The sequence below is a fragment of the Mycobacterium sp. E2497 genome (assembly GCF_001668695.1).
Lineage (GTDB): Bacteria > Actinomycetota > Actinomycetes > Mycobacteriales > Mycobacteriaceae > Mycobacterium.
The window spans coordinates 1-25,439 of record NZ_LZKD01000190.1 but is presented as its reverse complement, the minus strand read 5'-3'; the positions used below and the strand labels follow the sequence as shown (position 1 = coordinate 25,439).

General features: G+C 66.0%; 27 protein-coding genes and 1 pseudogene. 18 read left to right on the top strand and 10 right to left on the bottom strand.

The features are described from left to right. The 7 genes and pseudogenes from A5713_RS27735 to A5713_RS17825 form a co-directional block, all read right to left on the bottom strand. A pseudogene (locus tag A5713_RS27735) lies at positions 1-94 on the bottom strand (virulence factor Mce); the annotation flags it as partial. Then, positions 94-1,116: an MCE family protein gene (locus tag A5713_RS17850; protein WP_068097684.1), complete on the bottom strand. Its 1,023-nt coding sequence runs from the start codon at positions 1,114-1,116 to the stop codon at positions 94-96. The pseudogene A5713_RS27735 and the gene A5713_RS17850, both read right to left, overlap by 1 nt. Then, a complete protein-coding gene (locus A5713_RS17845) occupies positions 1,113-2,369 on the bottom strand; it encodes an MCE family protein (RefSeq protein ID WP_068097682.1) in 1,257 nt (418 codons plus the stop codon). Before A5713_RS17845 ends, A5713_RS17850 begins: the two co-directional genes overlap by 4 nt. Before the next feature lie 19 nt (positions 2,370-2,388). Then, complete coding sequence (locus A5713_RS17840; protein WP_067922237.1) at positions 2,389-3,234, bottom strand: ABC transporter permease; 846 nt, start codon at positions 3,232-3,234, stop codon at positions 2,389-2,391. A gap of 9 nt (positions 3,235-3,243) precedes the next feature. Then, positions 3,244-4,062 (bottom strand): ABC transporter permease, encoded by an 819-nt coding sequence (locus A5713_RS17835; RefSeq protein WP_068097679.1) that lies wholly within the window; start codon positions 4,060-4,062, stop codon positions 3,244-3,246. A gap of 384 nt (positions 4,063-4,446) precedes the next feature. Next, positions 4,447-5,652: a CaiB/BaiF CoA-transferase family protein gene (locus A5713_RS17830; RefSeq protein ID WP_068097676.1), complete on the bottom strand. Its 1,206-nt coding sequence runs from the start codon at positions 5,650-5,652 to the stop codon at positions 4,447-4,449. Next, positions 5,649-7,154 (bottom strand): aldehyde dehydrogenase family protein, encoded by a 1,506-nt coding sequence (locus tag A5713_RS17825; protein WP_068097673.1) that lies wholly within the window; start codon positions 7,152-7,154, stop codon positions 5,649-5,651. Before A5713_RS17825 ends, A5713_RS17830 begins: the two co-directional genes overlap by 4 nt. A gap of 276 nt (positions 7,155-7,430) precedes the next feature. Between A5713_RS17825 and A5713_RS17820 the strand changes: the two genes are divergently transcribed. From A5713_RS17820 to A5713_RS17790, 7 genes are all read left to right on the top strand, one after another. Beyond that, the gene (locus A5713_RS17820) at positions 7,431-8,132 is read left to right on the top strand and encodes an SDR family NAD(P)-dependent oxidoreductase (protein ID WP_067922223.1); all 702 of its coding nucleotides are present in this window, start codon (positions 7,431-7,433) and stop codon (positions 8,130-8,132) included. 37 nt (positions 8,133-8,169) lie between these two features. Continuing rightward, positions 8,170-9,045, top strand: coding sequence for a mycofactocin-coupled SDR family oxidoreductase (locus A5713_RS17815; protein ID WP_068097671.1), 876 nt, complete (start codon positions 8,170-8,172; stop codon positions 9,043-9,045). Positions 9,046-9,097: 52 nt separating this feature from the next. Continuing rightward, the gene (locus tag A5713_RS17810; protein ID WP_067922210.1) at positions 9,098-9,298 is read left to right on the top strand and encodes a ferredoxin; all 201 of its coding nucleotides are present in this window, start codon (positions 9,098-9,100) and stop codon (positions 9,296-9,298) included. 44 nt (positions 9,299-9,342) lie between these two features. Continuing rightward, positions 9,343-10,707, top strand: coding sequence for a cytochrome P450 (locus tag A5713_RS17805; protein ID WP_068097669.1), 1,365 nt, complete (start codon positions 9,343-9,345; stop codon positions 10,705-10,707). Between the two features lie 126 nt (positions 10,708-10,833). Then, complete coding sequence (locus A5713_RS17800; protein WP_068097666.1) at positions 10,834-11,265, top strand: hypothetical protein; 432 nt, start codon at positions 10,834-10,836, stop codon at positions 11,263-11,265. Between the two features lie 47 nt (positions 11,266-11,312). Beyond that, positions 11,313-12,170 (top strand): hypothetical protein, encoded by an 858-nt coding sequence (locus tag A5713_RS17795; RefSeq protein WP_068097663.1) that lies wholly within the window; start codon positions 11,313-11,315, stop codon positions 12,168-12,170. Then, the gene (locus A5713_RS17790) at positions 12,167-12,739 is read left to right on the top strand and encodes a hypothetical protein (protein ID WP_068097660.1); all 573 of its coding nucleotides are present in this window, start codon (positions 12,167-12,169) and stop codon (positions 12,737-12,739) included. Before A5713_RS17795 ends, A5713_RS17790 begins: the two co-directional genes overlap by 4 nt. A gap of 25 nt (positions 12,740-12,764) precedes the next feature. Here the strand turns inward: A5713_RS17790 and A5713_RS17785 are convergent, their stop codons facing one another. Together A5713_RS17785 and A5713_RS17780 are read right to left on the bottom strand one after the other, a co-directional pair. Beyond that, positions 12,765-13,940 carry an acyl-CoA dehydrogenase family protein gene (locus tag A5713_RS17785; RefSeq protein ID WP_068097657.1) on the bottom strand — a complete coding sequence of 392 codons (1,176 nt, stop codon included), beginning with the start codon at positions 13,938-13,940 and terminating at the stop codon, positions 12,765-12,767. Continuing rightward, a complete protein-coding gene (locus A5713_RS17780; RefSeq protein WP_068097656.1) occupies positions 13,924-14,922 on the bottom strand; it encodes an acyl-CoA dehydrogenase family protein in 999 nt (332 codons plus the stop codon). The genes A5713_RS17785 and A5713_RS17780 overlap by 17 nt, the downstream gene beginning before the upstream one ends. Before the next feature lie 192 nt (positions 14,923-15,114). Between A5713_RS17780 and A5713_RS17775 the strand changes: the two genes are divergently transcribed. The 5 genes from A5713_RS17775 to A5713_RS17755 all read left to right on the top strand — a co-directional run bounded on the left by A5713_RS17775 (position 15,115) and on the right by A5713_RS17755 (position 19,414). Continuing rightward, positions 15,115-15,495, top strand: a complete 381-nt coding sequence (locus tag A5713_RS17775) for a carboxymuconolactone decarboxylase family protein (RefSeq protein ID WP_068097689.1) — start codon at positions 15,115-15,117, stop codon at positions 15,493-15,495. A 346-nt stretch (positions 15,496-15,841) separates the two neighbouring features. Then, entirely contained in the window at positions 15,842-16,933 is a 1,092-nt protein-coding gene (locus A5713_RS17770; RefSeq protein ID WP_068097655.1) for an amidohydrolase family protein, read from the top strand. Positions 16,934-16,972: 39 nt separating this feature from the next. After that, positions 16,973-18,118, top strand: a complete 1,146-nt coding sequence (locus tag A5713_RS17765; protein WP_068097653.1) for an amidohydrolase family protein — start codon at positions 16,973-16,975, stop codon at positions 18,116-18,118. 1 nt (position 18,119) lies between these two features. After that, positions 18,120-18,533 (top strand): Rieske 2Fe-2S domain-containing protein, encoded by a 414-nt coding sequence (locus tag A5713_RS17760; protein ID WP_068097650.1) that lies wholly within the window; start codon positions 18,120-18,122, stop codon positions 18,531-18,533. Between the two features lie 14 nt (positions 18,534-18,547). Continuing rightward, a complete protein-coding gene (locus A5713_RS17755; RefSeq protein ID WP_068097647.1) occupies positions 18,548-19,414 on the top strand; it encodes an alpha/beta fold hydrolase in 867 nt (288 codons plus the stop codon). A gap of 5 nt (positions 19,415-19,419) precedes the next feature. Here the strand turns inward: A5713_RS17755 and A5713_RS17750 are convergent, their stop codons facing one another. After that, a complete protein-coding gene (locus A5713_RS17750) occupies positions 19,420-19,893 on the bottom strand; it encodes a hypothetical protein (RefSeq protein WP_068097645.1) in 474 nt (157 codons plus the stop codon). 37 nt (positions 19,894-19,930) lie between these two features. On the opposite strand from A5713_RS17750, the gene A5713_RS17745 reads away from it, so the two are divergent. The 6 genes from A5713_RS17745 (at position 19,931) to A5713_RS17725 (ending at position 25,379) form a co-directional block, all read left to right on the top strand. Continuing rightward, the gene (locus A5713_RS17745) at positions 19,931-21,211 is read left to right on the top strand and encodes an NADH-ubiquinone oxidoreductase-F iron-sulfur binding region domain-containing protein (RefSeq protein ID WP_068097642.1); all 1,281 of its coding nucleotides are present in this window, start codon (positions 19,931-19,933) and stop codon (positions 21,209-21,211) included. A gap of 8 nt (positions 21,212-21,219) precedes the next feature. Continuing rightward, complete coding sequence (locus tag A5713_RS17740) at positions 21,220-21,516, top strand: ferredoxin (RefSeq protein WP_082973018.1); 297 nt, start codon at positions 21,220-21,222, stop codon at positions 21,514-21,516. A gap of 80 nt (positions 21,517-21,596) precedes the next feature. Then, the gene (locus A5713_RS27725) at positions 21,597-21,914 is read left to right on the top strand and encodes a hypothetical protein (protein ID WP_082973016.1); all 318 of its coding nucleotides are present in this window, start codon (positions 21,597-21,599) and stop codon (positions 21,912-21,914) included. A 101-nt stretch (positions 21,915-22,015) separates the two neighbouring features. Then, on the top strand, positions 22,016-23,671 hold the full coding sequence (locus A5713_RS17735) for an OB-fold domain-containing protein (RefSeq protein ID WP_068097635.1): 1,656 nt from the start codon (positions 22,016-22,018) through the stop codon (positions 23,669-23,671). Then, on the top strand, positions 23,668-24,567 hold the full coding sequence (locus tag A5713_RS17730) for an alpha/beta hydrolase (protein ID WP_068097632.1): 900 nt from the start codon (positions 23,668-23,670) through the stop codon (positions 24,565-24,567). Before A5713_RS17735 ends, A5713_RS17730 begins: the two co-directional genes overlap by 4 nt. Further along, positions 24,564-25,379 carry an NAD(P)-dependent oxidoreductase gene (locus A5713_RS17725; RefSeq protein WP_068097629.1) on the top strand — a complete coding sequence of 272 codons (816 nt, stop codon included), beginning with the start codon at positions 24,564-24,566 and terminating at the stop codon, positions 25,377-25,379. The genes A5713_RS17730 and A5713_RS17725 overlap by 4 nt, the downstream gene beginning before the upstream one ends. Positions 25,380-25,439 lie beyond the last annotated feature (60 nt).

Sequence of the window (25,439 nt, the reverse complement as noted above, 5' to 3'; positions counted from 1 at the left end):
GGTCGGGCGACAGGCCGACGAGGATGACCATCACCGCCAGGACGACGCCGATGAGTCCCGCCTTGACGAGGCCAGTTCCGCGATACTTGAGCATCAGGGTTCCGTGCACCTTCCAGCGTCTGACCTGAATATCGGGGCTTTCACCGTCCGGCCCTGAAGATCCGTGCCGCGTAGTTCCAACTGGCAGAGGTAGTACGGGATGGTGGCGCCGTTCGCGCCGAGCCGGACCAGCTTGCGGTAGTTCTTGGGCGCCTTGCCGATTGCGGCGTCCAGGCGGTCCTTGTCGTTGTCGAGAATCGGTGCCAGCCGATTCAACTGATCGATGGTGCCCGACAGCGGCGGCCGCGCGCTTGTCAGCAGATCCGCCAGCGAGGCGGTTCCCCTGTCCAGGGCGTCGATGGCGGAGCCGATGGTGTTGCGGTCGTCCGACAACCCGCTGACGAGCCGCTCGAGGCGGTCGATCGCCCCGGAGAACTTGCTGCCGTCCTTGGAGATCGTGCCGATCACGATGTTGAGGTTGTCGATCAGTTGCTGCACGGTCTGATCGTTGTCCGCCAAGGCATTTGAGAACGACGTCGTCTTGGCGAACAGCGACTCGAGGGTCCCACCCTGCCCCTGGAAGACCTGCAGCAACGCCGAGGTGAGCGCGTTGACGTCGCGCGCATTCAGGCCCTGCGTCACGGGTTTGAGTCCGCCGAGCAGCAGATCGAGGTCAAACGCCGGCGCCGTGCGGTTGACCGGAATCTGGCCACCGGCCGGCAGGCGCTTGGTCGGACCCGGACCATCGACGAGTTCGAGGTAGCGATCGCCCACCAGGTTCAGATAGCGGACCGCCGCCTTGGTGCCCTCGGTGAGGACGATGCTGCGGTCGGCGTCGAACTGCACCACGACTTTCTTGTCCGGCTGCAGCGAAACGCTGTTGACCGTGCCGACCCGGATGCCGGCTACTCGCACCGACTGCCCCGCCTTGAGACGCGACACGTCGGTGAACACCGCCGAATAACCGTTGGTCGCACCCGTCCGGTACTGGCCGAAGATGAAGAACAGGAAGGCGGTCAGCATCGCCATCACGACCGCGAAGATCGCGAACTTTATCAGCGTGGCGCGGGTTCTCATCCGGGCATCCCGACCTGGGCGGAGTTGCGTGGCGGCCCGGCGATCGGTCCGTACAACAGCTGTTTGAGGAGGTCGGAGTTGATCAGCACTTGTGGGTTTCCGTACCCCACCGGGTCGGCGCCGATGTCGGTGATGAACTGCTTCGGATGCGTGTTGAACGGCAGGTTCGGCAGACCCATGCACTGGGGACCACCGGTCGCCGCAACCTTGGGCAGGTTCGTCGGATAGCGATAGCGTTCGCCACCCCAGGTGAGGCTCGCCGAGATGTTGATGCTCGGTTCCGACAGCGGCGGACCGTGCGCGATGTTGATCAGCCCACCGAACCCGCAGGTGAATACCTCGTGGTATTCGTTGGTCAGATCGGTGGTCGGCACCAGCAGGTGCAGCGCATCCGTCAGCCGTTGGCGGTTCGTCGACAGGACGTCGTTGCCGATGTCGGCCAAGCCGATCGCGCTGATCAGCAGTGCATCCAGGTTGTGTTGCTCGTCGACCAGCGTCTTGCTGATCCGGGTCGCGTTGGACGCGGTCTTCACCAGGTTCGGTGCCGCGTCCGCGTAGGCGTTGGCCACCGCCGGTAAGACTGAGAGGTCATGCCTGAAGGCGGGAAGGCTCGGCTCCAGCCTGGCCAGAAACGAATCCAGGTCGCTCAGCGACTGGCCAAGCTGTGGGCCCCGCCCGCTGAACGCTTGCGCGAGGGCACCCAGTGACTCGTTGAGCTTCGGCGGGTCGATGTGCGCCAGGACCGACACCAATTGTTGGAATACCGTGTTGATTTCGACCATGACGTGCTGACCCTGCAGCGTCTGGCCGGCGTGCAGCCGCTGGGCCGCGGGTTGGTCAGGTTCGACCAGCTGGACGGACTTCGCGCCGAACACCGTCGACGACGCGATGTCGACGAGCACGTTGGCGGGAATGAAGCGCATTTGCGACGGGTCCATCGCCAGGTGGATGGCCGCTTGGCCGTTGGGCAGCGATTCGACAGAGGCGACCTTACCCACCTGTACGCCGCGCATCTTGACCTTGGCATCCGGGTTCATCACCAGGCCGGCGCGTTGCGAGATCACGGTCACCGGCACGCTTTCGGTGAAGGAGCCCTGAAAGAGACCCACCGCCAAGGCGAAAATCAGGCCAATGATGACGACGGTCGCCAACCCGAGCAACGGCGCCAGATAGCTTCGCCCGGCGGGCCGGGCATGACCGGCGCGCGCAGGTCGACCGGCCGCCGCGCGACCCGCTGGCACACTCTGCGTCACTGCCGTTCCACCTCCTTCGCTAACCGGACAGGTTGAAGTTGCCGTTCGTACCGTAGATAGACAGCGAGACCAACAGCGTTACCGAGACCACGACGATGAGCGAGGTGCGCACCGCGTTGCCGGTCGCATTGCCGACGCCGGCCGGCCCCCCCGACGCGAAATAGCCGTAGTAGGTGTGGATCAGCAGGATGGTGAGCGCCATCAGGATGGCCTGCAGGAACGACCACAACAAGTCGATCGGGTTCAGGAACGTGTTGAAGTAGTGCTGATACAAGCCCTGCGACTGCCCGAGCAGGAACGTCGTGGTGAACTGACTGGCTACGAACGACAGGATCACGGCGATGGCGTACAACGGCGTGATGGCCATCATTCCCGCCAGGATCCTGGTGCTCACCAGGTAGGAAACCGGCCGGATGGCCATGCTCTCCAAAGCATCGACTTCTTCGTTGATCCGCATCGCACCCAGCTGAGCGGTCACGCCCGCGCCGAAGGTGGCCGCCAGACCGATCCCGGCGACCACCGGCGCCGCGATGCGCACATTGATGAATGCGGACAAAAAACCCGTCAGCGCTTCGATGCCGATGTTGCCCAGCGAGGTGTAGCCCTGAATCGCCAGGGTGCCGCCCGCCGCCAGGGTCAGGAAGCCGACGATCACCACGGTTCCGCCGATCATCGCCAAAGTACCCGCGCCCATGCTGATCTCGGCGACGAGTCGAACGACTTCGCGCGTGTAATGGGTGGCCGCGAAGGGCACCCCGGCGAGCGCCTTGCCGTAGAACAGGGTGTGGTCGCCGATCCGGCCCAGCGAGGCGACCGGCCTCTCCAGCTGGCGGAAAAATCGCGGATATGCGGCCCTCAGCGCCATTGGCCGTCCCTACTTCGCCGTCATCTTGATGCCGATCGCGGTGACGACCACGTTGACGACGAACAGGGACATGAAGGCATAGACCACGGTTTCATTCACCGCGTTGCCAACGGCCTTGGCGCCGCCGCCGGTGATCGACAGGCCCCGATAGCAGGCAACCAAGCCGGCGATGAGGCCGAAAAGCGCTGCCTTGACGCAGGAAATGATCACCTCGGGCACGCCGGTGAGCAGAGTGATACCCGCGGCGAACGCGCCGGGATTGACGTCCTGCACAAACACCGAAAAGACGTAACCGCCAAGGACGCCGATGATGACGACGAGGCTGTTGAGCAGGAAGGCGACCAAACCGGAAGCCAGCATGCGCGGGGTTACCAACCGTTGCACCGGGTTGATGCCCAGCACCTCCATCGCGTCGATTTCCTCGCGAATGGTTCGCGCGCCCAGGTCCGCACACATTGCCGTAGCGCCCGCCCCCGCCACGATCAAAACCGTGACCAGCGGTCCGAGCTGGGTGACCGCGCCGAACGCGGCGCCCGCACCGGACAGATCCGCCGCGCCCAGTTCGCGCAGCAGGATGTTGAGCGTGAAGCTGACGAGGACGGTGAACGGGATCGCCACCAACAACGTTGGGGCCAGCGACACCCGCGCGACAAACCAGGATTGCTCAAGGAACTCCCGCCACTGAAACGGCCGGCGGAACAAGAACTTGACCGCATCGGCCGACATCGCGCACAGTGCTCCGACGGCCTGCATGGGCCCCGAGATGTCCCATTTCAGTTTCAGCTGCGGCAATCCCGCTGACCAACGGTCTGCGCCCGTGGTTGCCATCGGCCTCAAACCCTTTCCTGAGTTACGAGACCGACAGTCTTGTTCTCGCGTACTGACTGCTGTAGATTTAGCTGAACCGATGGCCATGAAGGCGTGCAGGCGACGACGAAACGCCTTGCGGGCGGCCGGAATCCGGCACCTGACCCGGGCATGACAGCGCTGTCCATCCTCACGCCAGGACCTCCGTTCTGTCGCGTGAGTTGACGCTCCAAAACGTGGGGCCCCATGTCTTGAAGCGTCCGGCGATTATGACTCATGCCGGGTCCGGACGGAACGGAAAACGCATAACCGTTATCCGACAAGCAATCAGCAGTCCGCTTAGCCGGGGCGAATGTGTCAGCACAGCCGCGACGGTCGGCTCGAACATCGACGACACCTCCGGTCCTAGGTGACGGCGCCGGCCGTCTTGAGTTCGATGATGCGGTCCCAGTCGAATCCGAGTTCCATCAAGATCTCGTCCGTCTGCTCGGCGAATCCGGGCGCCGGCCCGGTCTGTGGGGCCGCGACGTCGAATTGGACCGGGTTCGCGACCAACTCGAGTTCGCCCGCCTGCACGATGTACTCGTTGGCACGGACCTGCGCGTCGTTGGCGGCCTGCAAGGTGTCCTGGACGGGCGCCCAGGGACCGGCCAGCGTGGTGAAGCGTTCGCTCCACTCGGCCAGCGTGCGGGTTTCGATGGCCTTGGTCAGGAGCTCCACCGCCTCCGCCGTGTTGGCGGCGATCTTCTCCACCGTTGCAAAGCGCGGGTCGTCGGCCAACTCCGGTAGGTCGACGTGCCGGCACACGTCGGCCCAGAACTTGGTGGGCTGCATCATCACGAAGGAGATGTAGCGTCCGTCGGACGTCGTGTAGAGCCCGACCAACGGGTTGTTGGGAGCGCCGTGTACACCGGGTGGCGGTGCTTCAAGCCGCTGGCCCAGATGGTTCGTCAGCGCGACCGTGTGTCCCATCGACCAAAGGCCGCTGCCCAACAGCGACACGTCGACGACGGACGGCTCACCGGAGCGTTCCCGCTTCAGCAGGGCCGCCGCGATGCCGCCCGCGAGATTCGTGCCCGAGATGGTGTCGCCGTAGGCGGGCCCCGGCGGCGCGATCATCCCCGGCATCCCCGCCGGCGTGATGGTCGCGGCGGTTCCGGCCCGGCACCAGAACGCGGTCATGTCGTAGCCACCCTTGACCGACTCTTCGCCGCGCGGACCGAGCGCGCTGCCACGCGCGTAGATGATCTGCGGGTTCACCGCCCGAATGTCGTCGACGTCGATCCCGAACTTCTGGCGCGCGCCCGGCAGGAAGCTGGTCAGGAACACGTCCGACCGTCGCGCCAGCTCATAGAGCACTTCCTTGCCCTCGGGCACCGACATGTCCAGCCCGATGCTGCGCTTGCCGCGGTTCGCGTGTTCGATGTTGGGGTTGGGGTCGCCTTCGACGCGCAGCATGCCGGTCTGTCGCAGGCCCCGCTGCGGATCGCCGGTCACCGCGTGCTCGACCTTGACGACGTCGGCGCCCCACTCGGCGAGCACGGCGCCCGCCGACGGGACGAACCCGTACATGGCGACCTCCAGGACGCGGATGCCCTCCAGCGGCCTCACGCCGGAGCTCCCGGCGCCGGCACCGCAAACGTCTTGCTCTCCAAGAACTCCTCCAAACCGGCCACGCCCATCTCTCGGCCCACCCCCGATTGCTTGAAGCCCCCGAACGGGCTGTCCGCGCCGAAGTAGTTGCCGCCGTTGATCGAGAAGGAGCCGGCCCGGATCCGGCGCGCCACCGCGAGCGCACGGTCCTCATCGCGGCTGAAGACGGCACCCGCCAGGCCGTAGATCGAGTTGTTGGCGATGCGCACCGCGTCGTCGTCATCGTCGAACGCGATCACGACCAGCACCGGCCCGAAGATCTCCTCCTGCGCGATCTCGCTGTCGGGATCGACATTGGTGAGCAGCGTCGGCGCATAGAAGTAGCCCGGGTCCAGCCGCTTGCCGCCGGTGACCAACGTCGCGCCCGCGGCGACGGCGCGCTGGACCATGCCGTCCACCTTGTCGCGCTGGCGCTCGTTGATCAGTGGGCCCATGTAGGTTTTCGGATCCGCGGGGTCGCCGTGTCGGACGTGGGCGAAGTTCTGCGCGATCAGCTCGACGATCTCGTCGTGGTGCGACCTGGGCACCAGCAGCCGCGACGTCAGGGCACACCCCTGCCCCGCGTGGGTCACCATGCTGAACGCCGCGAACGTCGCAGCGCCGGCGAAGTCCGCGTCGTCGAGCATGATGGCCGCCGACTTGCCACCCAGCTCCAGAAACACGCGCTTGACCGTCCCACTGGCGGCGGCCATGATCTTGCGCCCCACCGCCGTCGATCCGGTGAAGGTGACGACGTCGACGTCGGGGCTGGTGGTCAGCGCCTCGCCCGCCTCGGGGCCCGAGGAGCTGATCACGTTCACCACACCGTCGGGCATGTCGGTGTGTTCGGCGATCAGCTCACCGAGCGCCAACGTGACCAACGGTGTGTCCGGCGCACCCTTGAGGACCACGGTGCACCCCGCGGCCAGGGCGGGGGCGAGCTTCGCCAATGCCAGCTGGTTCGGGTAGTTGTAGGCGATGATCGCCGCGACCACGCCGGCGGCTTCCTTTTCCACCCAGCGGTGATGGAGCATGCCGCGCGACTCCTTCTCCCCGAGGTCCTCGGAGAACCGGTAGGTGCGCAGCAGATCCGCGTAGAACCGCACGATGCCGATCGGCTCGTCGAGCTGGGCGCCGTGCGTGAGCGCTCGGGTGGCGCCGACCTCGGCGATGGTCAGCTCACGCAACTCGTCGGCGTGGTCGATCAGCGCCCGATGCAGCTGGTCGAGGCAGCGGATGCGCAACTCGACATCGGTCGGCCAGCTGGTCGTGTCGAACGCGTCCCGGGCCGCCGCGATCGCGGCTTCGGCCTGCCCGGCACCGGCGTCCGGCGCATGCCCGACGACCGCGCCGGTGGCGGGATTGATCGACGGGAAGGTTGCGTCGGCGGCGACCAACCGGCCACCGATCAAGAGCCGGCGGTCGACGTGTGACTCAGGCGCGGCATCCGCGGCGGGTTCTGCCGTGTCCTGGGCAGGCATTCCGTACCCCCTGGTGACGGTTACGATAATTTGATTCTCTTCCGCGGCGAATCTTACATTCGACTCTCGATAATTCAAGAAACTCTCAGGAATGGGAGCGGGCCGCTGACCAGCGACCCGAGCGGCAGCGGTTGCCGGGGACAAGCAGTTTGACGCAGGCCAAACACGGTTTCCCGGGTATCTTGCAACCCGATCCGGCGTGAGAGTAGGGTTCTCATAATTGCAAGCGTGATTCTTTGTGACTGAGACGGTCACCTGTGGAGTAGAGGCCTCAACGTGAAGACTGCGGTGGTCACCGGTGGCGGGTCCGGCATCGGTCTCGCCGTCGCACAACGGCTGCGAGCCGACGGCCTCGACGTCGCCACGATCGATCTCCGACCGTCGGACGGCGACCACTGCTTCACCGCCGACGTCACCGACCGGTCGCAGCTGGATGCCGCCTTCGCTGCGATCCGCGCCCAGCTGGGGCCCGTCACGGTCCTCGTCAACGCAGCGGGGCTGGACGGCTTCAAGCGCTTCACGAACATCACGTTCGAGGACTGGCAGCGGGTGATCGACGTGAACCTCAACGGGGTCTTCCACACCATTCAGGCGGTGTTGCCCGACATGATCCAGGCGAAGTGGGGGCGGATCGTCAACATCTCCTCGTCGAGCACCCATTCCGGCGCGCCCTATATGAGCCATTACGTCGCGGCCAAGTCCGCGGTCAACGGGCTCACCAAGTCCCTGGCACTCGAGTACGGCCCCGCCGGCATCACGGTCAACGCGGTGCCGCCGGGTTTCATCGACACCCCGATGCTGCGCGCCGCGGCGAAGAACGGCTTCCTGGGCGATATCGACGAGACCATCGCGCGGACCCCGGTGCGCCGGATGGGTAAGCCGGAGGACATCGCGGCGGCATGCGCCTTCCTGGTGTCCGACGAGGCGGGCTACATCACCGGTCAGCTGTTGGGCGTCAACGGCGGTCGCAACACCTGAGACACCGGTCTTCGGTGACCAATCGGAAGGAGAAGCGGTGGGAGAGGGCGCACACGGGCGCGTGCGGGGGAAGGTCGCCTTCGTGACCGGCGCGGCTCGCGGCCAGGGCCGCAGCCACGCGGTGCGATTGGCCGAGGAGGGCGCCGACGTCATCGCCGTCGACCTGTGCTGTGATATCGACACCATCGGCTACTCGATGGCCGCGCCCGAGGATCTCGACGAGACCGCGCGGCTCGTGGAGAAGACCGGCCAAGCCGTCGTGACCGCCCGCGCCGACGTGCGCGACGCCGCACAACTGCGCGACGCGCTGGACGCCGGGCTCGCCGAGTTCGGTCACCTCGACATCGTGGTAGCGCAGGCCGGAGTGGCCGGCATGAAGGGCGAGCCGCCGCTGCAGGCGTGGTGCGACGTGATCAACACCAACCTGATCGGCACCATCAACGCCATCCAGGTCGCGTTGCCGCACCTGGGGACCGGCGCGTCGATCATCGCCACCGGATCCACCGCCGCGCTGATGGACACCGCCAAAAAGGACAACCCCGGCGCCGACCCCGGCGGAATGGCCTACATCCACTCCAAGCGCGCGATCGCGCACTACGTGCACGACCTGGCAACCGAGCTGGCCCCGTTGGGGATTCGCGCCAACGCCGTGCACCCCACGAACACCAACACCCCCATGCTGCAGAGCGAGCCGATGTACCGCTCGTTCCGGCCGGACCTCGAACACCCGACCCGGGCGGACGCCGAGCCCGTGTTCGGCGTGCAACAGGCGATGAGGATTCCCTACGTGGAACCGGAAGACATCAGCAACGCCGTGCTGTGGTTGGCCTCCGACGAGGCCAGGTACGTCACCGGCATGCAGCTGCGCGTCGACGCCGGCGGCTATCTGAAGTGGTACGACTACCACAACTAAAGAAGCGCCCCAACTCGATCGAACCCCGCAACGAACCACGCAAGGAGACACCGTGAAGGTCTGGGTTGATCCAGAGCGCTGCCAGGGCCACACCCTGTGCGCGATGATCGCGCCGGAGTCGTTTCGGCTCAGCGACATCGACGGCAGTTCGTCCGCGGTCGACGAAGTGGTGCCCGCCGATCGGCAGGACCAGGTTCGTGAAGCCGCCCAATCATGCCCCGAGCAGGCCATCATCATCACCGAAGACGCCTGAACCGCGCCCGGATTGACCGACGAAATACGCAGGGAGACAGAGCTTTGAGTGTCGACGACGTCGTCAGCGACAGCGACCGCAAGAAGAACCAATACCACTTCGATCGGCATTCCGCGGAGTACCGGTCGCAGTTCTCGGCGATCACCAAGGAGATGCACGCCAAGTGCCCGATGGCGTGGAGTGATACCTATGGCGGCCATTGGGTGGCGGCCGGCAGCCACGAGGTGTTCGAACTGGCCCGCTGCCCCGCCGTGTCCAACGACCACGACATCCACGGCGAACGCCGTGGCTACAAAGGCATTTCGATCCCGACCGCCAGCCGCGTCAGCGCCGTGCGCGGCGGCATCCTGGAGATGGACGACCCCGAGCACCGCATCTACCGCACCGTGCTCAACCCCTACCTGTCGCCGGCCGCGGTCAAGCGCTGGGAGCCGTTCATCGACGACGTGACGCGCGCCTGCCTCGACGAAAAGATCGAGGGTGGCAGCATCGACTTCGTCGACGACCTGGCCAACGTCGTTCCGGCCGTCCTGACGTTGGCGATGATGGGCATCCCGCTCAAGAAGTGGAACATGTACAGCGAGCCGGTCCATGCCGCGGTGTACACGCCCGAACACTCCCCCGATATCGAGCGCGTCACCGAAATGCACAAGCAGATGGGTCTCGACATGGTGAACAACATGCTCGAGATCCGTGAGAACCCGCGGCCGGGAATCGTGAATGCCCTGCTGCAGATGCGCATCGACGGGGAGCCGGCGCCGGACTTGGAAATCCTGGGCAACCTCGGCCTGGTCATCGGCGGCGGGTTCGACACCACGACCGCCCTGACCGCGCATTCGTTGGAGTGGCTTTCCGGGCACCCCGAGCAACGCGACCTGCTCAGCAGGGAACGCAGAACGCTGCTCGACCCCGCGACCGAGGAGTTCTTGCGCTACTTCACTCCGGCCCCCGGCGACGGCCGGACGTTCTCCGACGACGTGGAACTCGACGGCACCCGGTTCAAGGAGGGCGAGCGGCTGTGGATCTCCTGGGCGATGGCCAACCGCGACGCCGCGGTGTTCCACGACCCCGACGAGATCGTCCTCGACCGTAAAGGCAACCGGCACTTCAGCTTCGGACTTGGCGTGCATCGGTGTGCCGGGTCGAACGTGGCTCGCACCGTGTTCAAGTCCATGCTCACCGCGGTGCTCGACCGGATGCCGGACTATCGCTGCGACCCCGAGGGCACCATCCACTACGAGACGATCGGCGTCATCCAGGGCATGCGCAAGCTCCCGGCCACCTTCACCCCCGGCCGCAGGGTAGGGGCCGGCCTGGACGAGACACTGGACAAGCTGCAGCGCATTGTCGACGAGCAGGAACTCGCCAGGCCGATCACCGAACGTAAGGAAGCCGCCGTCATCGACTGACATCCGGCGTCGCTACGCGGGAGGAGGGCCGTCGTTGACCGCGCCAATTTCTCCGAGTACGCCTGTTCAGCGTGGCCGCACTCTATATTCAGGCCAGGCGCGTGCGCAGAGACGGGAGACGCATCGGTGAAGACTTTCGCAGCAAGCCTTGCGCTTGCCACCGCCGCACTGACCGTCGCACCGGCCGCACACGCGGACATCCAGGTCGGCAACTACAGGGTGGACACCAACCGGGATCCCGGCCACATCTGGATCTGGGCGATCCGGCCGTGCAGATACGATCAAGGACCGGAATGCCTGACGATCCAAGCGATTCCGCAACCCAACGGACAAGCGGCGCCCTGGAAGTCAGACGCACATCTGTCCAACGGTCGCTACACCATGGCCGTTGACGTGCCCGACGGTGTGCGCTGCGTGGTCCAGTTCTTTCCCTCGCATGACGTTTACTCGTGGGATGCGGCGACGATGGCGGGTCAGGTCGACTCGACGTTCGACACCGGCTGCGGTGGCGGACCGGGGGGCACCGCCAGCTATCCGTTTTCGCTCGTGCGATGGTAGCCGCGACCGGAGTCAGTCGATCAGGAAAGTGACGGGCAGTAAGCGCAATGGCTGAGGCGAAGGAACCGCAAGATTCGGCCACCTCGAAAGCCGACGTGAAGGCGTTGCTCGAGGAAGCCGAGGCCGAAGCGGCCGAGGCCGAAGCACTGGCGGCCGCGGCGCGTGCTCGCGCCCGCGCCGCCCGGCGGCGGCGGGAAGCGCAGGCCCAGGCGGAGAAAGAGGCCGAGGCCAATACCGTCGAGGCGGCCCCGGACGCCGACGAGGACGCGACCGACACCGCCGAAGCAGAGGCCGAAGGCGATGTCGCCGACGCTGCCGAAGCCGCCGGCGAAGCGGGGACCGATGAAGACGTCACCGACGAAACCACGAAAGAAGCGGAGTCGGATTCCGAGCCGGCCCGCTCGCGGCGACGCGTCCGTCTGCCAGCGTGGTCCGTGACGTGGAAAGCGGCCGTCATCGTTCTCATCTGCGCCTTCGTCGCGGCCAGCGGATACATGATGTGGGAACGGCATGAGACGACCGAGCGCGAGCAGCGCACCGCGAACTTCATCGCGGGGGCCAAGCAGGGTGTGGTCAACATGTTTTCGATGGACTTCAACCGGGCCAAGGAGGACGTCCAGCGGGTGATCGACAGCTCGACCGGCCAGTTCAGGGACGACTTCCAGCAGCGCGCGAAAGATTTCACGACGGTTGTCGAGCAGTCCAAAGTGGTGACCCAGGGAAGCGTGAATGCGGCGGCCGTGCAATCCATCGAGGGGAATTCCGCATTGGTGCTCGTCGCGGCGTCATCGCGAATCAGCAACGCCGCGGGCGCCAAAGACGAGCCGCGCAATTGGCGGCTCAAGGTGACCGTCACAGACGACGGCGGGCAATACAAGATGTCCAAACTGGAGTTCGTTCCGTGAGCGAGGACAACCGCGACATCGACGTCGCCGACGACTCTCCCGACCAGACCGAAGACAGCGGACGTCGCAGACCCCGGGTGCGCCCCAAGGTGAAAGTCGTTCCAATTCTTCTGCTTTCGCTCCTGCTGATCTCCGGTGGCGTGGCGACGTGGCTGTACTTCACCCAGTACCGGCCCGATAAGCAAACCGACGCCGGCGTCGCGAACGCCGTCGTCACTGCCGCGTCCGACGGAACGGTCGCCTTGCTGTCGTACTCGCCCGACACGCTCGACAAAGACTTCGCCGCCGCAAAGTCGCACCTGTCCGGGGATTTCCTGTCGTACTACAACCAGTTCACCGAGCAGATCGTCGCTCCGGCGGCCAAACAGAAGTCGCTGAAAACCAGCGCCCGGGTGATCGGGGCCGCGGTCTCGGAGCTACATCCGAATTCGGCGATCGTGCTGGTACTGGTCGACCAGAGCACCACCAGCAAGGACAACCCGGACCCGGCGATGGCGTCCAGCAGCGTGCTGGTGAGTTTGAGCCGCGTCAACGGCACCTGGCTGATCACCAAGTTCGACCCGGTCTAGCAACCCGGTTCCCTTGGCCAGGGAGCTAACTCCGCGGCAGCCCGAGCACCCGCTGGGCGATGATGTTGCGCTGGATCTCCGAGGTGCCCCCGGCGATCGTCCCGGAAAAGCTGCGGGCATAACGCTCGAACCAGCTCGCGAAATAATGGTCGAGGTTCATGTGCGCGTAGGGCCCGGTCAGGCCCGGGTGAACGAGCCCGTCGGCTCCCGCCGACGTCAGTGCGAGCTCCATCGCGCGCAGCTCGGCCTCGGACCCGAGCAGCTTGAGCACCGAGATCGCCGCCACGTCGTCTTCGCCACGCGCGGCGCGGGCCAGGGCAACCGAGCCCAGCAGGCGCAGCGCCTGTTTGTCCATGATGGTGCTGGCGTACTGGTCGCGCTCGACCTCGGTGCCGGGATGGAAGTCGTCGATCATGTTGTCGAGTCGATCGGCGAAACCCAGCCACATCATCGTGCGTTCGTGCCCCAGCGACCCGTTGGCGACCCGCCAGCCCTGGTCGAGCTCGCCGACCAGATTCTCCGCCGGTACCCGGGCGTCGGTGAAGAACACCTCGTTGAAATCCAGGTCATCGGCGCCGCAGATCGACGGGAACGGCCGGCGCACGACTCCCGGGGTGTCGGTGGGGATGATCAGCGCGCTGATCCCCTTGTGCTTGGGCGCATCCGGGTTGGTGCGCACAAACGTCAGCAGGACGTCGGCGTCGTGGGCGCCCGAAGTCCACACCTTCTGCCCGTTGACCACGAAGTGATCGCCGTCCAAGACGGCGCGGGTGCGCAACGACGCCAGGTCGGAGCCCGCGCTGGGTTCACTCATCCCCAGCGATGCGGTGATCTCGGCCCGCAGTATCGGTACCGCCCAGCGCCGCTTCTGTTCCTCGCTGCCGAACGACAACAGCGACGCCGCAACGATGTTCACGCCCTGCGGGTTGAAGCTGTGGTAGATCCGGCGGCGGCTGAGCTCCTCCAGATAGACGAACTGCTGAATGACCGTCGCGTTGCGGCCCCCGAAATCCGGCGGCTGGCTCGGCAGCAGCCAGCCGTTGTCGAACAACAGCCGCTGCCAGTCGCGTGCCCACTGCGGCATATGCGACACCGAACGAGGCCGCTCGCGCGTTTCGCTTGCGGGAGGCAGGTTTTCGTCGAGGAAGGCCGCGAACTCCGCCCGAAACGCCTCGACGTCGGAATCAAAAGTCAGCTGCACGGTACTCCTCCGCGATGCGCGCACGGTGCTCGGCGGCGCCGCCGAGCATCAACTCACCGGCCTTGGCGCGCTTCAGCGCGAACTGCAGATCGTTCTCCCACGTGAATCCCATTGCGCCATGGAGCTGTAAACCATGCCGGAATACCAGCGACTGGCACTCACCTGCCGACGCCTTGGCCATGGCCGCGGCGAGCCGGCGGCGGGGATCGTCGGCGGCGATCGTCAGCGCCGCGAAGTAGGCCAGGGCCCGAGCCCGTTCGACGGCGACGTGCATGTCCGCGGCCTTGTGCTGGACGGCCTGGAACGACCCGATCGGCACACCGAATTGTTGACGGCTGCGGACGTGCTCGAGCGCCAGGTCGAGGATGCGCTGACACGCGCCGACCATGGTGATCGCCATGCCCGTCAGCGCCATGTGGTGGGCGCGCTCGGAGTCGACGGCGAGCCGGGCGCTGTCGGGCACCCGGACTTCGCAGAACGACAGGTCGGCGACGTGCAAGACGGGGTCGAAGACCGCGACCCGACGCGCGGACACCCGGTTGGACGCGGTGAGGAAAACCCCGGCATCGGTCACCACGGCCAGGCGGTCGACGCGGTCGCCGTCGAGGACATGCCGTGCCGTACCGTCCAACACCCAACCGTCGGCGTCCCGGTGTGCCACCACCCCGCCGTAGACGGCGGTGCCCGACTCGTGCGGATCGAACTGGTCACCCACCAATGGGGCGAACTGGCTCATCGTCGCCAGGAAGGGAGTGGGGTCGGTCGCGTGCCCCAACTCTTCGAGCACGATGGCCAATTCGACGGCGCTGGCGGGATCGTGCAGCTCGGTCCAGCCCTGGTCCACATACGACTTCCACAAGGGACTGGGGTCGACGCCGTCCTCGGCCACACCGCGCACCAGTGCGGGTGGGCACTGCTTGCCGACGGCGTCGCGAACAGTTTTCTGCCACAGCCGTTGATCGGCATCGAACTCCAACAGCATGAAGGCCGCCTCCCTGTCATCACCGCCAGCGCGAGAATAACATTCTCGCATCCGGAAGTAATAATCTCGGAATCGGGTTATGGGGTCACAACGGCGGCCCGGCGGCTATCGACGTCGACCGCGTTGACCGGTTGCGATGCGAGACTGCGCTCGGGGCATTGCGACACCGGCGCCCGGACGAAGGAGAAGACATTGGATCGCGAAACCTACCAACGGGGGCTACACATCCGGTCCGAGGTGCTCGGCGAGGAGTATGTCAACCGCGCCGTGGCCGACGCGGACGATTTCACCAAGCCACTGCAGGACCTCGTCACCGAATACTGTTGGGGCGCGGTGTGGGGCCGCGACGAGTTGTCCCGGAAAACACGCAGCATGCTCAACCTGGCGATGATCTCGGTGCTGAATCGGCCGAACGAATTGCGCACGCACGTCAAGGCGGCGCTGACCAACGGCGTCACCCGCGAGGAGATTCGCGAGATCTTCCTGCAGGTTGCCATCTACGCGGGGGTGCCGGCCGCGGTCGACAGCTTCCGCATCGCCGGTGAGGCGTTCGCCGAACTAGAACGGGACTAGGGAATCGTTGTGCCGCTCGGCTTTGTCGGGCTGGGCAACATGTGTTGGGGGGCCCGTCGCGCGTCGTCGCCGAACGACGTCGCCGACCGCACGGCCGCCCGGCCTAGCCGGTCCGCTCCGTGTGCATAGAGGCGGATGGCCCTTATCCGTGAGACCGAGAATGGTATTATCCGGATTAAAGAACGATACTTGCAGAGCCGACGGGAAACCGCCCGCCACCAGGGGCGACTACTAAACGAAATGCTTACCGAAAACCCATTGATTGACGATCGAGAAAAATGTTAGCTTATCTATCATATGGTCCGGCCCTGTCCGCTTTGGCTGCCGGAGCCGAAGGATGGCTTAGATGATCGAACAGGCTGACGGGACACGCACACCGCTGATCGACGCGAGCGTGCACATCTTCTTTCCGTCCAACGAGGACCTGCGCTCCGTCTTGCGCGAGCCGTTCAAGAGCCGCGGCTTCCCCGATTACGAGATGGACTGGTACGGCGCACCAGGGGGCGAATACGCTCCGAACACGAAGGGGCCGGACCGTCAGTACCCCGGTTCGGATCCGGAATTCGTTGCCGACGAACTTTTTTCGAAACGCGGCGTGGACCTGGCGATCCTGCATCCGATGGGACGCGGCATCATGCCCGACCGACACCTGGGCAGCGCTCTGCACGCCGCCCACAACGAGATGATGGTCTCGCGCTGGCTGGACTCCGAACGGTTCGGCGACCGGTTCCGCGGCACGATCCGCGTCAACCCCGACGACATCGCCGGCGCGCTGCGCGAAATCGAGAAATGGCGTTCGCATCCGCGTGTGGTGCAGATCGGGATTCCGCTGCAGGCCCGCGAACTCTACGGGAAACCGCAGTTCTGGCCGCTGTGGGAAGCCGCCGTCGATGCGAACCTTCCGGTGGCGGCGCATATCGAGACGGGCGAGGGCATCGCGTTTCCGCCGACTCCGTCCGGACATACCCGCACCTACGAGCAATACGTCGGCTTCATGGCGCTGAACTACCTGTACCACTTGATGAACATGATCGCCGAGGGCGTGTTCGAGCGTTTCCCGGGCTTGAAGTTCGTTTGGGCTGACGGCGCCGCGGACTTCCTCACGCCGTTCATTTGGCGGATGGACACGTTCGGCCGGCCGCACCTGGAACAGACGCCGTGGGCGCCACGGATCCCCAGCGACTACCTCCCCGGCCACGTGTATTTCGTGCAGGGCAGCCTCGACGGTCCGCCGGACGAGGAGTTCGCCGGTGAGTGGTTCAACTTCACCGGCAAGGAGAACATGGTGATGTTCGGCTCCAGCTATCCACACTGGCAGTGCGGTGACATCCGTAAGCTGCCGCGTTCGCTGTCCGCCGAACAGTACGACAAGGTGTGTTGGCGCAATGCGGCCGACCTGTACGGGATCGACGTTTCGGTCGACCTGGCGGCAGGCTAGTCGCAGAATATTGACAAGGGAGACCGTGAGGAGATCGACATGACCCTGACACATGCCCAAGAGCGCGTTCCCGCCGCCGAGCGCATTGCCGTCCGGTGTGTCGACTCGGATGTGCACCCGTATCCCAAGAGGGGTGAGCTGGTCGAATACATCCCGGAGCCGTGGCGCAGCAAGTACTTCCTCAGCCGTCGAGTCGGCGAACAGATTTACTACGACGCGCCAGACTATGCCCATGCCTACGCGATGCGAGTCGACACCTTCCCCGCGGATGGCGAATTCGCTTGCAGCGACCCGGATATGGCGTTCCGGCAGCTGATCATGGAAGCTGGTGCGGATATCGCGGTGCTCGAGCCCCTCGGCGCGGCCACCCGCATTCCGGAGGCCACCCACGCATTTACCTGCGCCCTCAATGACTGGCAGGCAAACCACTGGCTGGACAGCCACAACAACTGGCATGAGCGTTGGCGCGGTTCGATCGCCGTGACCATCGAGGATCCGGACGGCGCCGCAAGCCAAATCGAGAAGTGGGCAGGCCATCCCTACATGGCGCAGATCCTCATCAAGGCGGAGCCCCGCCCGTCATGGGGCGACCCGAAGTACGACCCGATCTGGGCGGCGGCCACCAAACACGACATCACGGTCAGCTGCCATCTTGCGCGCGGTGCATACGAAACCCTTCCCATACCGCCGGTGGGGCTCCCCAGCTACAACCACGACTTCATGGTGACGTATTCGCTGCTGGCCGCGAACCAGGTGATGAGCCTGATCTTCGATGGCGTATTCGACCGGTTCCCGACCCTGCGCATCGTGTTCGTCGAACACGCCTTCAGCTGGATCCTCCCGCTCATGTGGCGGATGGACGCGATCTACGAAGCCCGGAAATCGTGGATGGACATCAAGCGCAAGCCGAGTGAATACGTCAAGCAACACATCAAGTTCACCACCCAGCCGCTGGACTACCCGGAGGACAAGACCGAGTTGACCCGCGCCCTGGAGTGGATGGAGTGCGACAAAATCCTCCTCTACTCGTCGGACTACCCGCACTGGACGTTCGATGACCCCCGCTGGTTGGTCAAGCACCTGCCCAAGGCGGCGCGGGACGCGGTGATGTTCAAGAACGGCATCGCGACTTATCACCTTCCGGAGACGGTGCCGGCCCTCGAGGGTCAGGTCCGGGTGTACTGAATTGGCGCCTGAAGACGAAGGGGCAACCACAGAGCGGCCCCAGCCCCGCCTCGCCCAGGGCCGCGAGCACGCCGTCGCGACGGTAGACGAAATCCCGCCGGGCAGCCATAAAATGGTGCCCATCGGCCGACACGGCGTTGGTGTCTACAACGTCAATGGCACCTTCTACGCGATCGCCAATTACTGCCCGCACCAGGGCGGTCCGCTGTGCTCGGGGCGGCCCCGTGGACGCACGATCGTCGACGAGACCGCCGCCGGCGACGCGGTGATGGTGCGGGATCTGGAATACATCTACTGCCCCTGGCATCAATGGGGTTTCGAGCTTGCGACCGGCACAACCGCGGTCAAGCCGGAGTGGAGCATCCGCACCTACCCTGTGCGGGTCGTCGGCAACGACGTTCTGGTGATGGCCTGACTACGGGAGCATCGGTGTCAACTATCGAGGTGAATGGTGGAAACGTTGTCTACGAAATCCTCGGTGGGACAGGCGATCTCATTGCATTGACGCCGGGCGGCCGGTTCAGCAAGGAGATTGAAGGCCTGCGTCCGCTCGCCGAGGCTCTGGTCGCCGGCGGCTATCGAGTGCTGCTGTGGGACCGGCCGAACTGCGGGGCCTCGGATGTGCAGTTCTACGGCCAAAGCGAGTCACACATGCGCGCCGAGACACTGCACAAGCTGGTAACCGGACTGGGATTCGAGCGCTGCATCCTCGCCGGGGGTTCCGGCGGGGCGAGGGATTCCATGCTGACGACGATGCTCTACCCCGAGATGGTCACCAAGCTCGTGGTATGGAACATCGTCGGCGGCATCTACGGCACCTTCGTGCTCGGCTCCTTCTACATCATCCCGAGCATTCTCGCGGTGCGCGGCACCGGAATGGACGGCGTGGTGAAGGTGCACGAATGGCGCGAACGCATCGCGGAGAACCCGAACAACAAGCAGCGATTCCTGGACTTCGACAAAGACGAATTCCTCAAGGTCATGTTGCGCTGGCTCAACGCATTCGTTTCCAAGCCCGGCCAGACCATTCCGGGCGTCGAGGACGAAATGTTCGACCGCATCAAGGTTCCGACGTTGATCATTCGCGGCGGCGAGAACGACATGGATCACCCCAAACGGACGTCGCTCGAGGTGAGTTGCTTGATCAAGGGGTCCAAGCTCATCGACCCGCCCTGGCCGGAGGACGCGTGGGAGCGTGCGTCAGAAGACCGCGCGGCGGGGCGGGTGCAGCACTTCAACATGTTCGACACCTGGGTGCAGGCCGCCCCCGCGATCCTCGAATTCCTGGGCTCGTGATGTCCCTACACCGTGCGAATGTGAACCTCGCAGTTGAGCGATGCCTCGAGGGCGGTGTGAATCCGGCTTTCCGGAACGCGATCCAGGTCGGCTTCGAGCAGGGTTACGTAGACGATGTCGAAGCCGTCATCGCCGGGCACCCTGACGATCTCGCCGGCCAGCCCGAAGGCGGACAGCACGCCGCGCGCGTCCTCATCGGTTCCCCTGCTGATGAAGGTGACGGCGCCGCCCAGCGGTCGAGTTCCAAACGCTTTGGCACACAGGCTCACTCCCACATCCTTGACCACCTCCCCATCGTCGCCGGCGATGAGCATCTCGATCACGCGTCGGCTGGGCGGCATGGCCCCAAGGTTGTTCTCAACTATGTCGTGGCCGAGCTTGCCGACAAGCCCACGGAGCGCGCCCATGCCCTGGCTTAGCTGTGCAGCCGTGAGGGCACCGGAAGGATCGACGTTGACGCGCACTACCGCGGTTCGCATGTGCGCCAGACTAATCGCGACGATGGAGAGCTAGCCGATGGATGTCACCGTTACCGCCTGGCCTGCCTGCACGGCACGGCTGCTGGGCGACCAACCCGGCCAGGGGAGGGAAACCTACCCGACTTATCTCGATCTCGGCGGCTACCGTCCGCTCGCCGACGCCGACGAACTGCTCGGCGAGGTCGGGGGCAGCGGACTGCAAGGCCGGGGCGGCGCCGCCTTTCCGATGGCAGTCAAGCTGCGCGCCGTGCGCGACAATGGGCGCTCCGCCGGTGGTTCGGTGGTTGTCGCCAACGGCGAGGAGGGGGAACCAGCCTCGATCAAGGATCGATGGCTGCTGCGGCACCGCCCGCACCTGATCCTCGACGGGTTGCGGCTGGCCGCGGCGATCGTGGCCGCCGACCGTGCCTACGTCTATTTGTCCGACGCGGAATCGGCCAGCAGTGTGGAAGCCGCGCTCGCCGAGCACGCGTTCGGAGACGTCGCGATCGAGCTGATCAACGTCGCCCCGGGATACATCGCCGGCGAAGAGACCGCGGTCACCCGCGCGATCAACGGCGGACCGGTCAAGCCAACGGACAAGCCGCCTCGGCCCTTCCAGAAGGGCGTCGGCGGGCGGCCCACCCTGGTGAGCAATGTGGAGACGCTGGCCAACCTGCCCTACCTGCAGCGGCACGGTTCGGCGGAGTTCCGCTCGCTGGGCACGTCATCCTCGCCCGGCACCTTCCTGGTGACGTTGACCGGCGGCGGCCGGCCACCGGGCCTCTACGAGGTCCCGCACGGCCTTCCGTTCCGCGAGCTGCTTGCGCTGCACGATGTTTCGCCCGAGCGTGTGCAAGGCGCGCTGCTGGGCGGCTATTTCGCCGGCCTGCTCAACCGCAGCGTGCTGGAAGCGACGTTGGATCACGAGACATTCCGTGGGCTCGGCAGCGGGCTGGGCTGCGGCGCCATCGCGCTGATCGCCGACGACTGCCCGGTGGCGGTCGCCGCCTCGGTGCTGGCCTACTTCGATCGCGAAAACGCCGGCCAATGCGGTTCGTGCTTCAACGGCACCGCCGCGATGGCCGCCGTCGCCGGGGCGCTCCGCGATGGTGCCGCCACGTCGGAGGATCTGGACCGGCTGCGCCGCTGGTCGGTGACGCTGCGCGGCCGCGGGGCCTGCGCCACGCTGGACGCCGCCACCAACGTCGCGGGAACCATGCTCGACCAGTTCCCGCAGGCCGTCGCGCGACATCTCGACAACGCCTGTGAATCGTGCAGTGCCAACGTGTTTCGCGTCGATCGCCCTTACGAGGTGGAGGCGGTGGTGTACGCATGAGTGAGGGCATGAAGATTCATCTCGATCGCACCCTCTGTGACGGCTTCGGCATCTGCGCCAAGCACGCACCTAAATACTTTTCGCTCGACGACTGGGGATACGCCTGCCTGATCGGCGACGGCACCGTCCCCGAGTCCGACCGCGACGCGGTGCTGCGTGCGCTGATGGATTGCCCGGTGCACGCGATTATGGAACTCGACGAGCGCCGACCCGATGACGTGACGCCACCTCTGATCACCGACGAGGATCCGGCGGCGCACCTCAAGACCGAGGCGAACGAAGCCGAATGGGGTTTCACCCGTTGACCGGGCGCCTGGTTATGGCCGGCTCGGAAGCATAAGCTGAAGTAATTCAAAGTCGGGATGGTCCGTTTGGAAGGCCTGGCATGAGGTGGTTTGGTCGTCGTCTGGCCGCCCTTATCGCGGTGGCGTTCGCGTCAATGGCGGCCGCGGTCGCGACGCCGGGAGTCAGCTCGGCGGAATGCGGCTCCAACATGTCGTGGAACCCGGCGACCCGCGAGTGCAAGCCACCGCCGGCGTCGCCGGCGTGGTACACGCCCCCACCGCCATACGCGCCGTCATTCGCGGGGCAGGATGTGCCGCCGCCTCCCCCACAGCCGTGGTGGACATCGGAGCCCCCGATGTGGAGTGTCGGCTTCCACCAGTGGGGGATTTATGTGGGCGGGGTCTGGGTGCCGCTGTGAGGCGGACGGGTCTCGATCGCGCCGGCCTGCTGGTGATAACGTAATTCTCCGATTCGTATAACGGCCCTACCACTCAGGGCCGGTTCGGCTCGGGAGGTGACGTGTCAGCAGCGCCGGGACGACCGTTGCCCCTGATCACTCAGGACAACGAATTCTTCTGGACCTCGGGCGCCGACCACTCGCTGCGGCTCCAGCAATGCAATAGCTGCGAATCACTGATCCATCCGCCGGCTCCGGTGTGCCGGTACTGCCGATCGCGCGACATGGGCGTGCGGCCCGTCTCCGGCAAGGCGACGCTCGCCGGCTTCACCGTGAACCACCGCTTCAGCCTGCCTGGCATGCCGGCGCCCTACGTCATCGCTCAGGTGGCGATCGCCGAAGATCCGCGAATTCGGTTGACCACCAACATCATCGACTGCGAGGCCGATCGGCTCGAACTGGGCGACCAGGTCGAGGTCGTCTTCGAGCACGTCGAGGGCGTGTGGTTTCCGCTGTTCCGGCCGGTGCCGAATGCCGAAGCCGGCCCCTTGCCGACCGATGAGATAGCGCCGGAGCGGTTCGGCGACCACGTGCGCCCGGTGCTGACCACCGAGAAGTTCGAGGACAAGGTCGCCCTGACCGGAATCGGCATGTCACCCATCGGGCGCCGGCTGATGCAGCCGCCGTTGGCCCTGACCGTGCAGGCGTGCGAGGCGGCCATCGCCGACGCGGGGCTGACGTTCGCCGACATCGACGGCCTGTCCACCTATCCCGGTGCCATCAACGTCGGCGGCTTCGGGGAAGGCGGCGTGACCGCCCTGGAAGGGGCGCTTGGCATCCGGCCGACGTGGCACAACGGCGCCATGGAGACCTTCGGACCCGGCGGGTCGCTGATCGCCGCCATGCAGGCGGTCGCCTGCGGCCTGGCCCGCCACGTGCTCTGCTTTCGCACGCTCTGGGAAGCCACCAACAGCGAGCTGATGAAGCAGGGCAAGATCAGCCCGTCGATGGGCCGGATGTCGGGCTGGCAGATGCCATTTGGGGCCACATCCGCGGCGCACACCTTGGCGATGAACGCGCAACGGCACTTTCACCGCTACGGCACCACCAAGGAGACGTTGGGCTGGATCGCGTTGAACCAACGTGCCAATGCCGAGCTCAACCCCACCGCGATCTATCGAACCCCGATGACGATGGACGACTACCTGAACGCGCGGCCGGTCACCACGCCGTTCGGCCTCTACGACTGCGACGTACCCTGCGACGGCGCGATCGCCGTCATCGTCTCCGCCGTCGACGCCGCGCGCGACCTCGCCAAGCCGCCCGTCCTGGTCGAGGCGGTGGGCACCCAGATCATCGAACGAATCGACTGGGACCAAAGCACCCTCACCCACGAGCCGCAGGTGCTGGGTCAGGCCGCACACGTGTGGACACGTACCACGTTGCGCCCCAACGATGTTGACGTCGCCGAACTCTACGACGGTTTCACGATGAACTGCCTGTCGTGGATCGAGGCGCTGGGCTTCTGCGGCATCGGCGAGGCCAAAGAGTTCCTCGACGGCGGCAAGAACATCGCCCGCAACGGCCAGCTTCCGCTCAACACCCACGGCGGCCAGCTCTCGCACGGCCGCACCCACGGCATGGGCCTGGTCCACGAGGCCATCACCCAGCTGCGCGGCGAGGCCGGCGATCGCCAGGTCGCCGACGCCCGCGTCGGCGTCGTCAGCAGCGGCGGTCTCACCCCCAGCGGCGTTTTGTTGTTGCGGGCGGACACATGAGCGGCCCGGCGCCCCGGCCCCGGCTGGTGATCGTCGACGGCGTGCCGATGTCGGCGCTGATCGCCGAATCCGCCGAACCCAAGGCCGTGATCGTCGCGATCCACGGCGGAGGTACCACCGCGGTCTATTTCGATTGCCCGGGCCATCCGTCGTTGTCGCTGCTGCGGAGCGGCGCGGCGGCCGGATTCACCGTGGTGGCCCTCGACCGGCCCGGCTACGGCAGCTCGGCCCCCTACCCCGAGGCGATGACGTTGCCTGAGCAGCGGGTCAACCTCGCCTACGGCGCGGTGGATCGCATCCTCGGCGATCGGCCACGCGGCGCGGGATTGTTCCTGATGGGCCATTCCGGGGGATGCGAACTCGCGATGCGGATGGGCGCCGACGAGCGCGGCGCCGATCTGCTGGGCATCGAACTGGCCGGTACGGGCCGGCGTTATCACCCGGCGGCGAGGGACATCCTGAAAACCGCGACGCGCGAACGCCGCCCGGCCGGCCTGCGCGAGCTGCTCTGGCACCCGGAACACCTGTATCCGCCCGAGGTCCTCAGCGGTGTTACGGTCTCTCCGACGGCGCCGTCCTACGAGGACCAGATGGTGTCGAACTGGGCCCGTCAGGACTTCTCGGCGCTCGCCCCGGCCGTGCGTGTCCCGGTGCAATTCAGCATCGCCGAACACGAAAAGGTCTGGCAGAACGACCCTTCCGCAGTGTCGGAGATCGAGGGCCTGTTCTCCGGCGCGCCGCGGTTCCGCGTGCACCGTCAGCCCGACGCGGGGCACAACATGAGCCTGGGTCACACCGCGGCGGCCTACCACGCAGAAGTTTTCGCGTTCGCCGACGACTGCGTGGCCGCCCGCGCGAATTCCGTTGGAGCAGAAGATGACCTGGAGGCCGGATGAGGGTCGGATTCATCGGTCTGGGCAGTCAGGGCGGGCCCATGGCCCGCCGGATCGTCGAGCGCGGCTACGAGACGACGCTGTGGGCGCGCAGGCCCGCGACCCTCGAGCCGTTCGCCGACACGGCGGCGAAGGTCGCCGAGTCACCGGCCGAGCTCGCGGCGGCCAGCGATCTGGTCTGCCTTTGCGTCGTGGGCGACGCCGACATCGACGAGATCGCGGCCGGTGAGCGCGGGCTGTTGGCGGCCATGAAGCCGGGCGGTGTGATCGCGGTGCACAGCACCGTGCATCCCACCACCTGCCGGGAACTGGCGAACAAGGCCGCGGCCAACGGCATCTCGGTTATCGACGCGCCGGTGAGCGGGGGCGGACCTGCGGCATCCGAAGGGCGGCTGCTGGTGATGGTCGGTGGTGACGCCGACGTCGTCGAGCGGTGCCGCCCGGTCTTCGCCACCTACGCCGATCCTGTCGTCCACCTCGGGGAGCTGGGTTCCGGTCAAACCACTAAGTTGCTCAACAACCTGCTGTTCACCGCCCACCTGGCCACGGCGGCCACCGCGCTGTCGCTGGCCGGCGCCCTCGGCGTCGACCCGGACCGCCTCACCGAAGTTGTCTCTCGCAGCAGCGGGAACAGCTTCGCCCTCAACGCCCTTGGCGGGATCGGCGGGTTGGACCGGCTCGCCGGTGTGGCCGGGACGCTGCTGCAAAAGGATGTTCGCCTGGTGGTCGACCTGGCCGAACGGGCCGGGGCGAGCGGGGGCGCCGTGCTGGAGGCGGCCGATGCCGCGCTGGCCATGATGGGCACTTCCCGATGAGGTCCCCGTGAGGGTCGGGTTCATCGGTGTCGGGCGGATGGGCCGGCCCATGGTGGCCCG

Bases quoted from the DNA above. Each gene is read 5' to 3' on its own strand.
- A5713_RS17850 (WP_068097684.1), bottom strand. From the start codon at position 1,116: ATGAGAACCCGCGCCACGCTGATAAAGTTCGCGATCTTCGCGGTCGTG.
- A5713_RS17840 (WP_067922237.1), bottom strand. From the start codon at position 3,234: ATGGCGCTGAGGGCCGCATATCCGCGATTTTTCCGCCAGCTGGAGAGG.
- A5713_RS17835 (WP_068097679.1), bottom strand. From the start codon at position 4,062: ATGGCAACCACGGGCGCAGACCGTTGGTCAGCGGGATTGCCGCAGCTG.
- A5713_RS17825 (WP_068097673.1), bottom strand. From the start codon at position 7,154: ATGCCTGCCCAGGACACGGCAGAACCCGCCGCGGATGCCGCGCCTGAG.
- A5713_RS17795 (WP_068097663.1), top strand. From the start codon at position 11,313: ATGGCTGAGGCGAAGGAACCGCAAGATTCGGCCACCTCGAAAGCCGAC.
- A5713_RS17780 (WP_068097656.1), bottom strand. From the start codon at position 14,922: ATGCTGTTGGAGTTCGATGCCGATCAACGGCTGTGGCAGAAAACTGTT.
- A5713_RS17770 (WP_068097655.1), top strand. From the start codon at position 15,842: ATGATCGAACAGGCTGACGGGACACGCACACCGCTGATCGACGCGAGC.
- A5713_RS17765 (WP_068097653.1), top strand. From the start codon at position 16,973: ATGACCCTGACACATGCCCAAGAGCGCGTTCCCGCCGCCGAGCGCATT.
- A5713_RS17750 (WP_068097645.1), bottom strand. From the start codon at position 19,893: ATGCGAACCGCGGTAGTGCGCGTCAACGTCGATCCTTCCGGTGCCCTC.
- A5713_RS17745 (WP_068097642.1), top strand. From the start codon at position 19,931: ATGGATGTCACCGTTACCGCCTGGCCTGCCTGCACGGCACGGCTGCTG.
- A5713_RS17740 (WP_082973018.1), top strand. From the start codon at position 21,220: ATGAAGATTCATCTCGATCGCACCCTCTGTGACGGCTTCGGCATCTGC.
- A5713_RS27725 (WP_082973016.1), top strand. From the start codon at position 21,597: ATGAGGTGGTTTGGTCGTCGTCTGGCCGCCCTTATCGCGGTGGCGTTC.
- A5713_RS17730 (WP_068097632.1), top strand. From the start codon at position 23,668: ATGAGCGGCCCGGCGCCCCGGCCCCGGCTGGTGATCGTCGACGGCGTG.
- A5713_RS17725 (WP_068097629.1), top strand. From the start codon at position 24,564: ATGAGGGTCGGATTCATCGGTCTGGGCAGTCAGGGCGGGCCCATGGCC.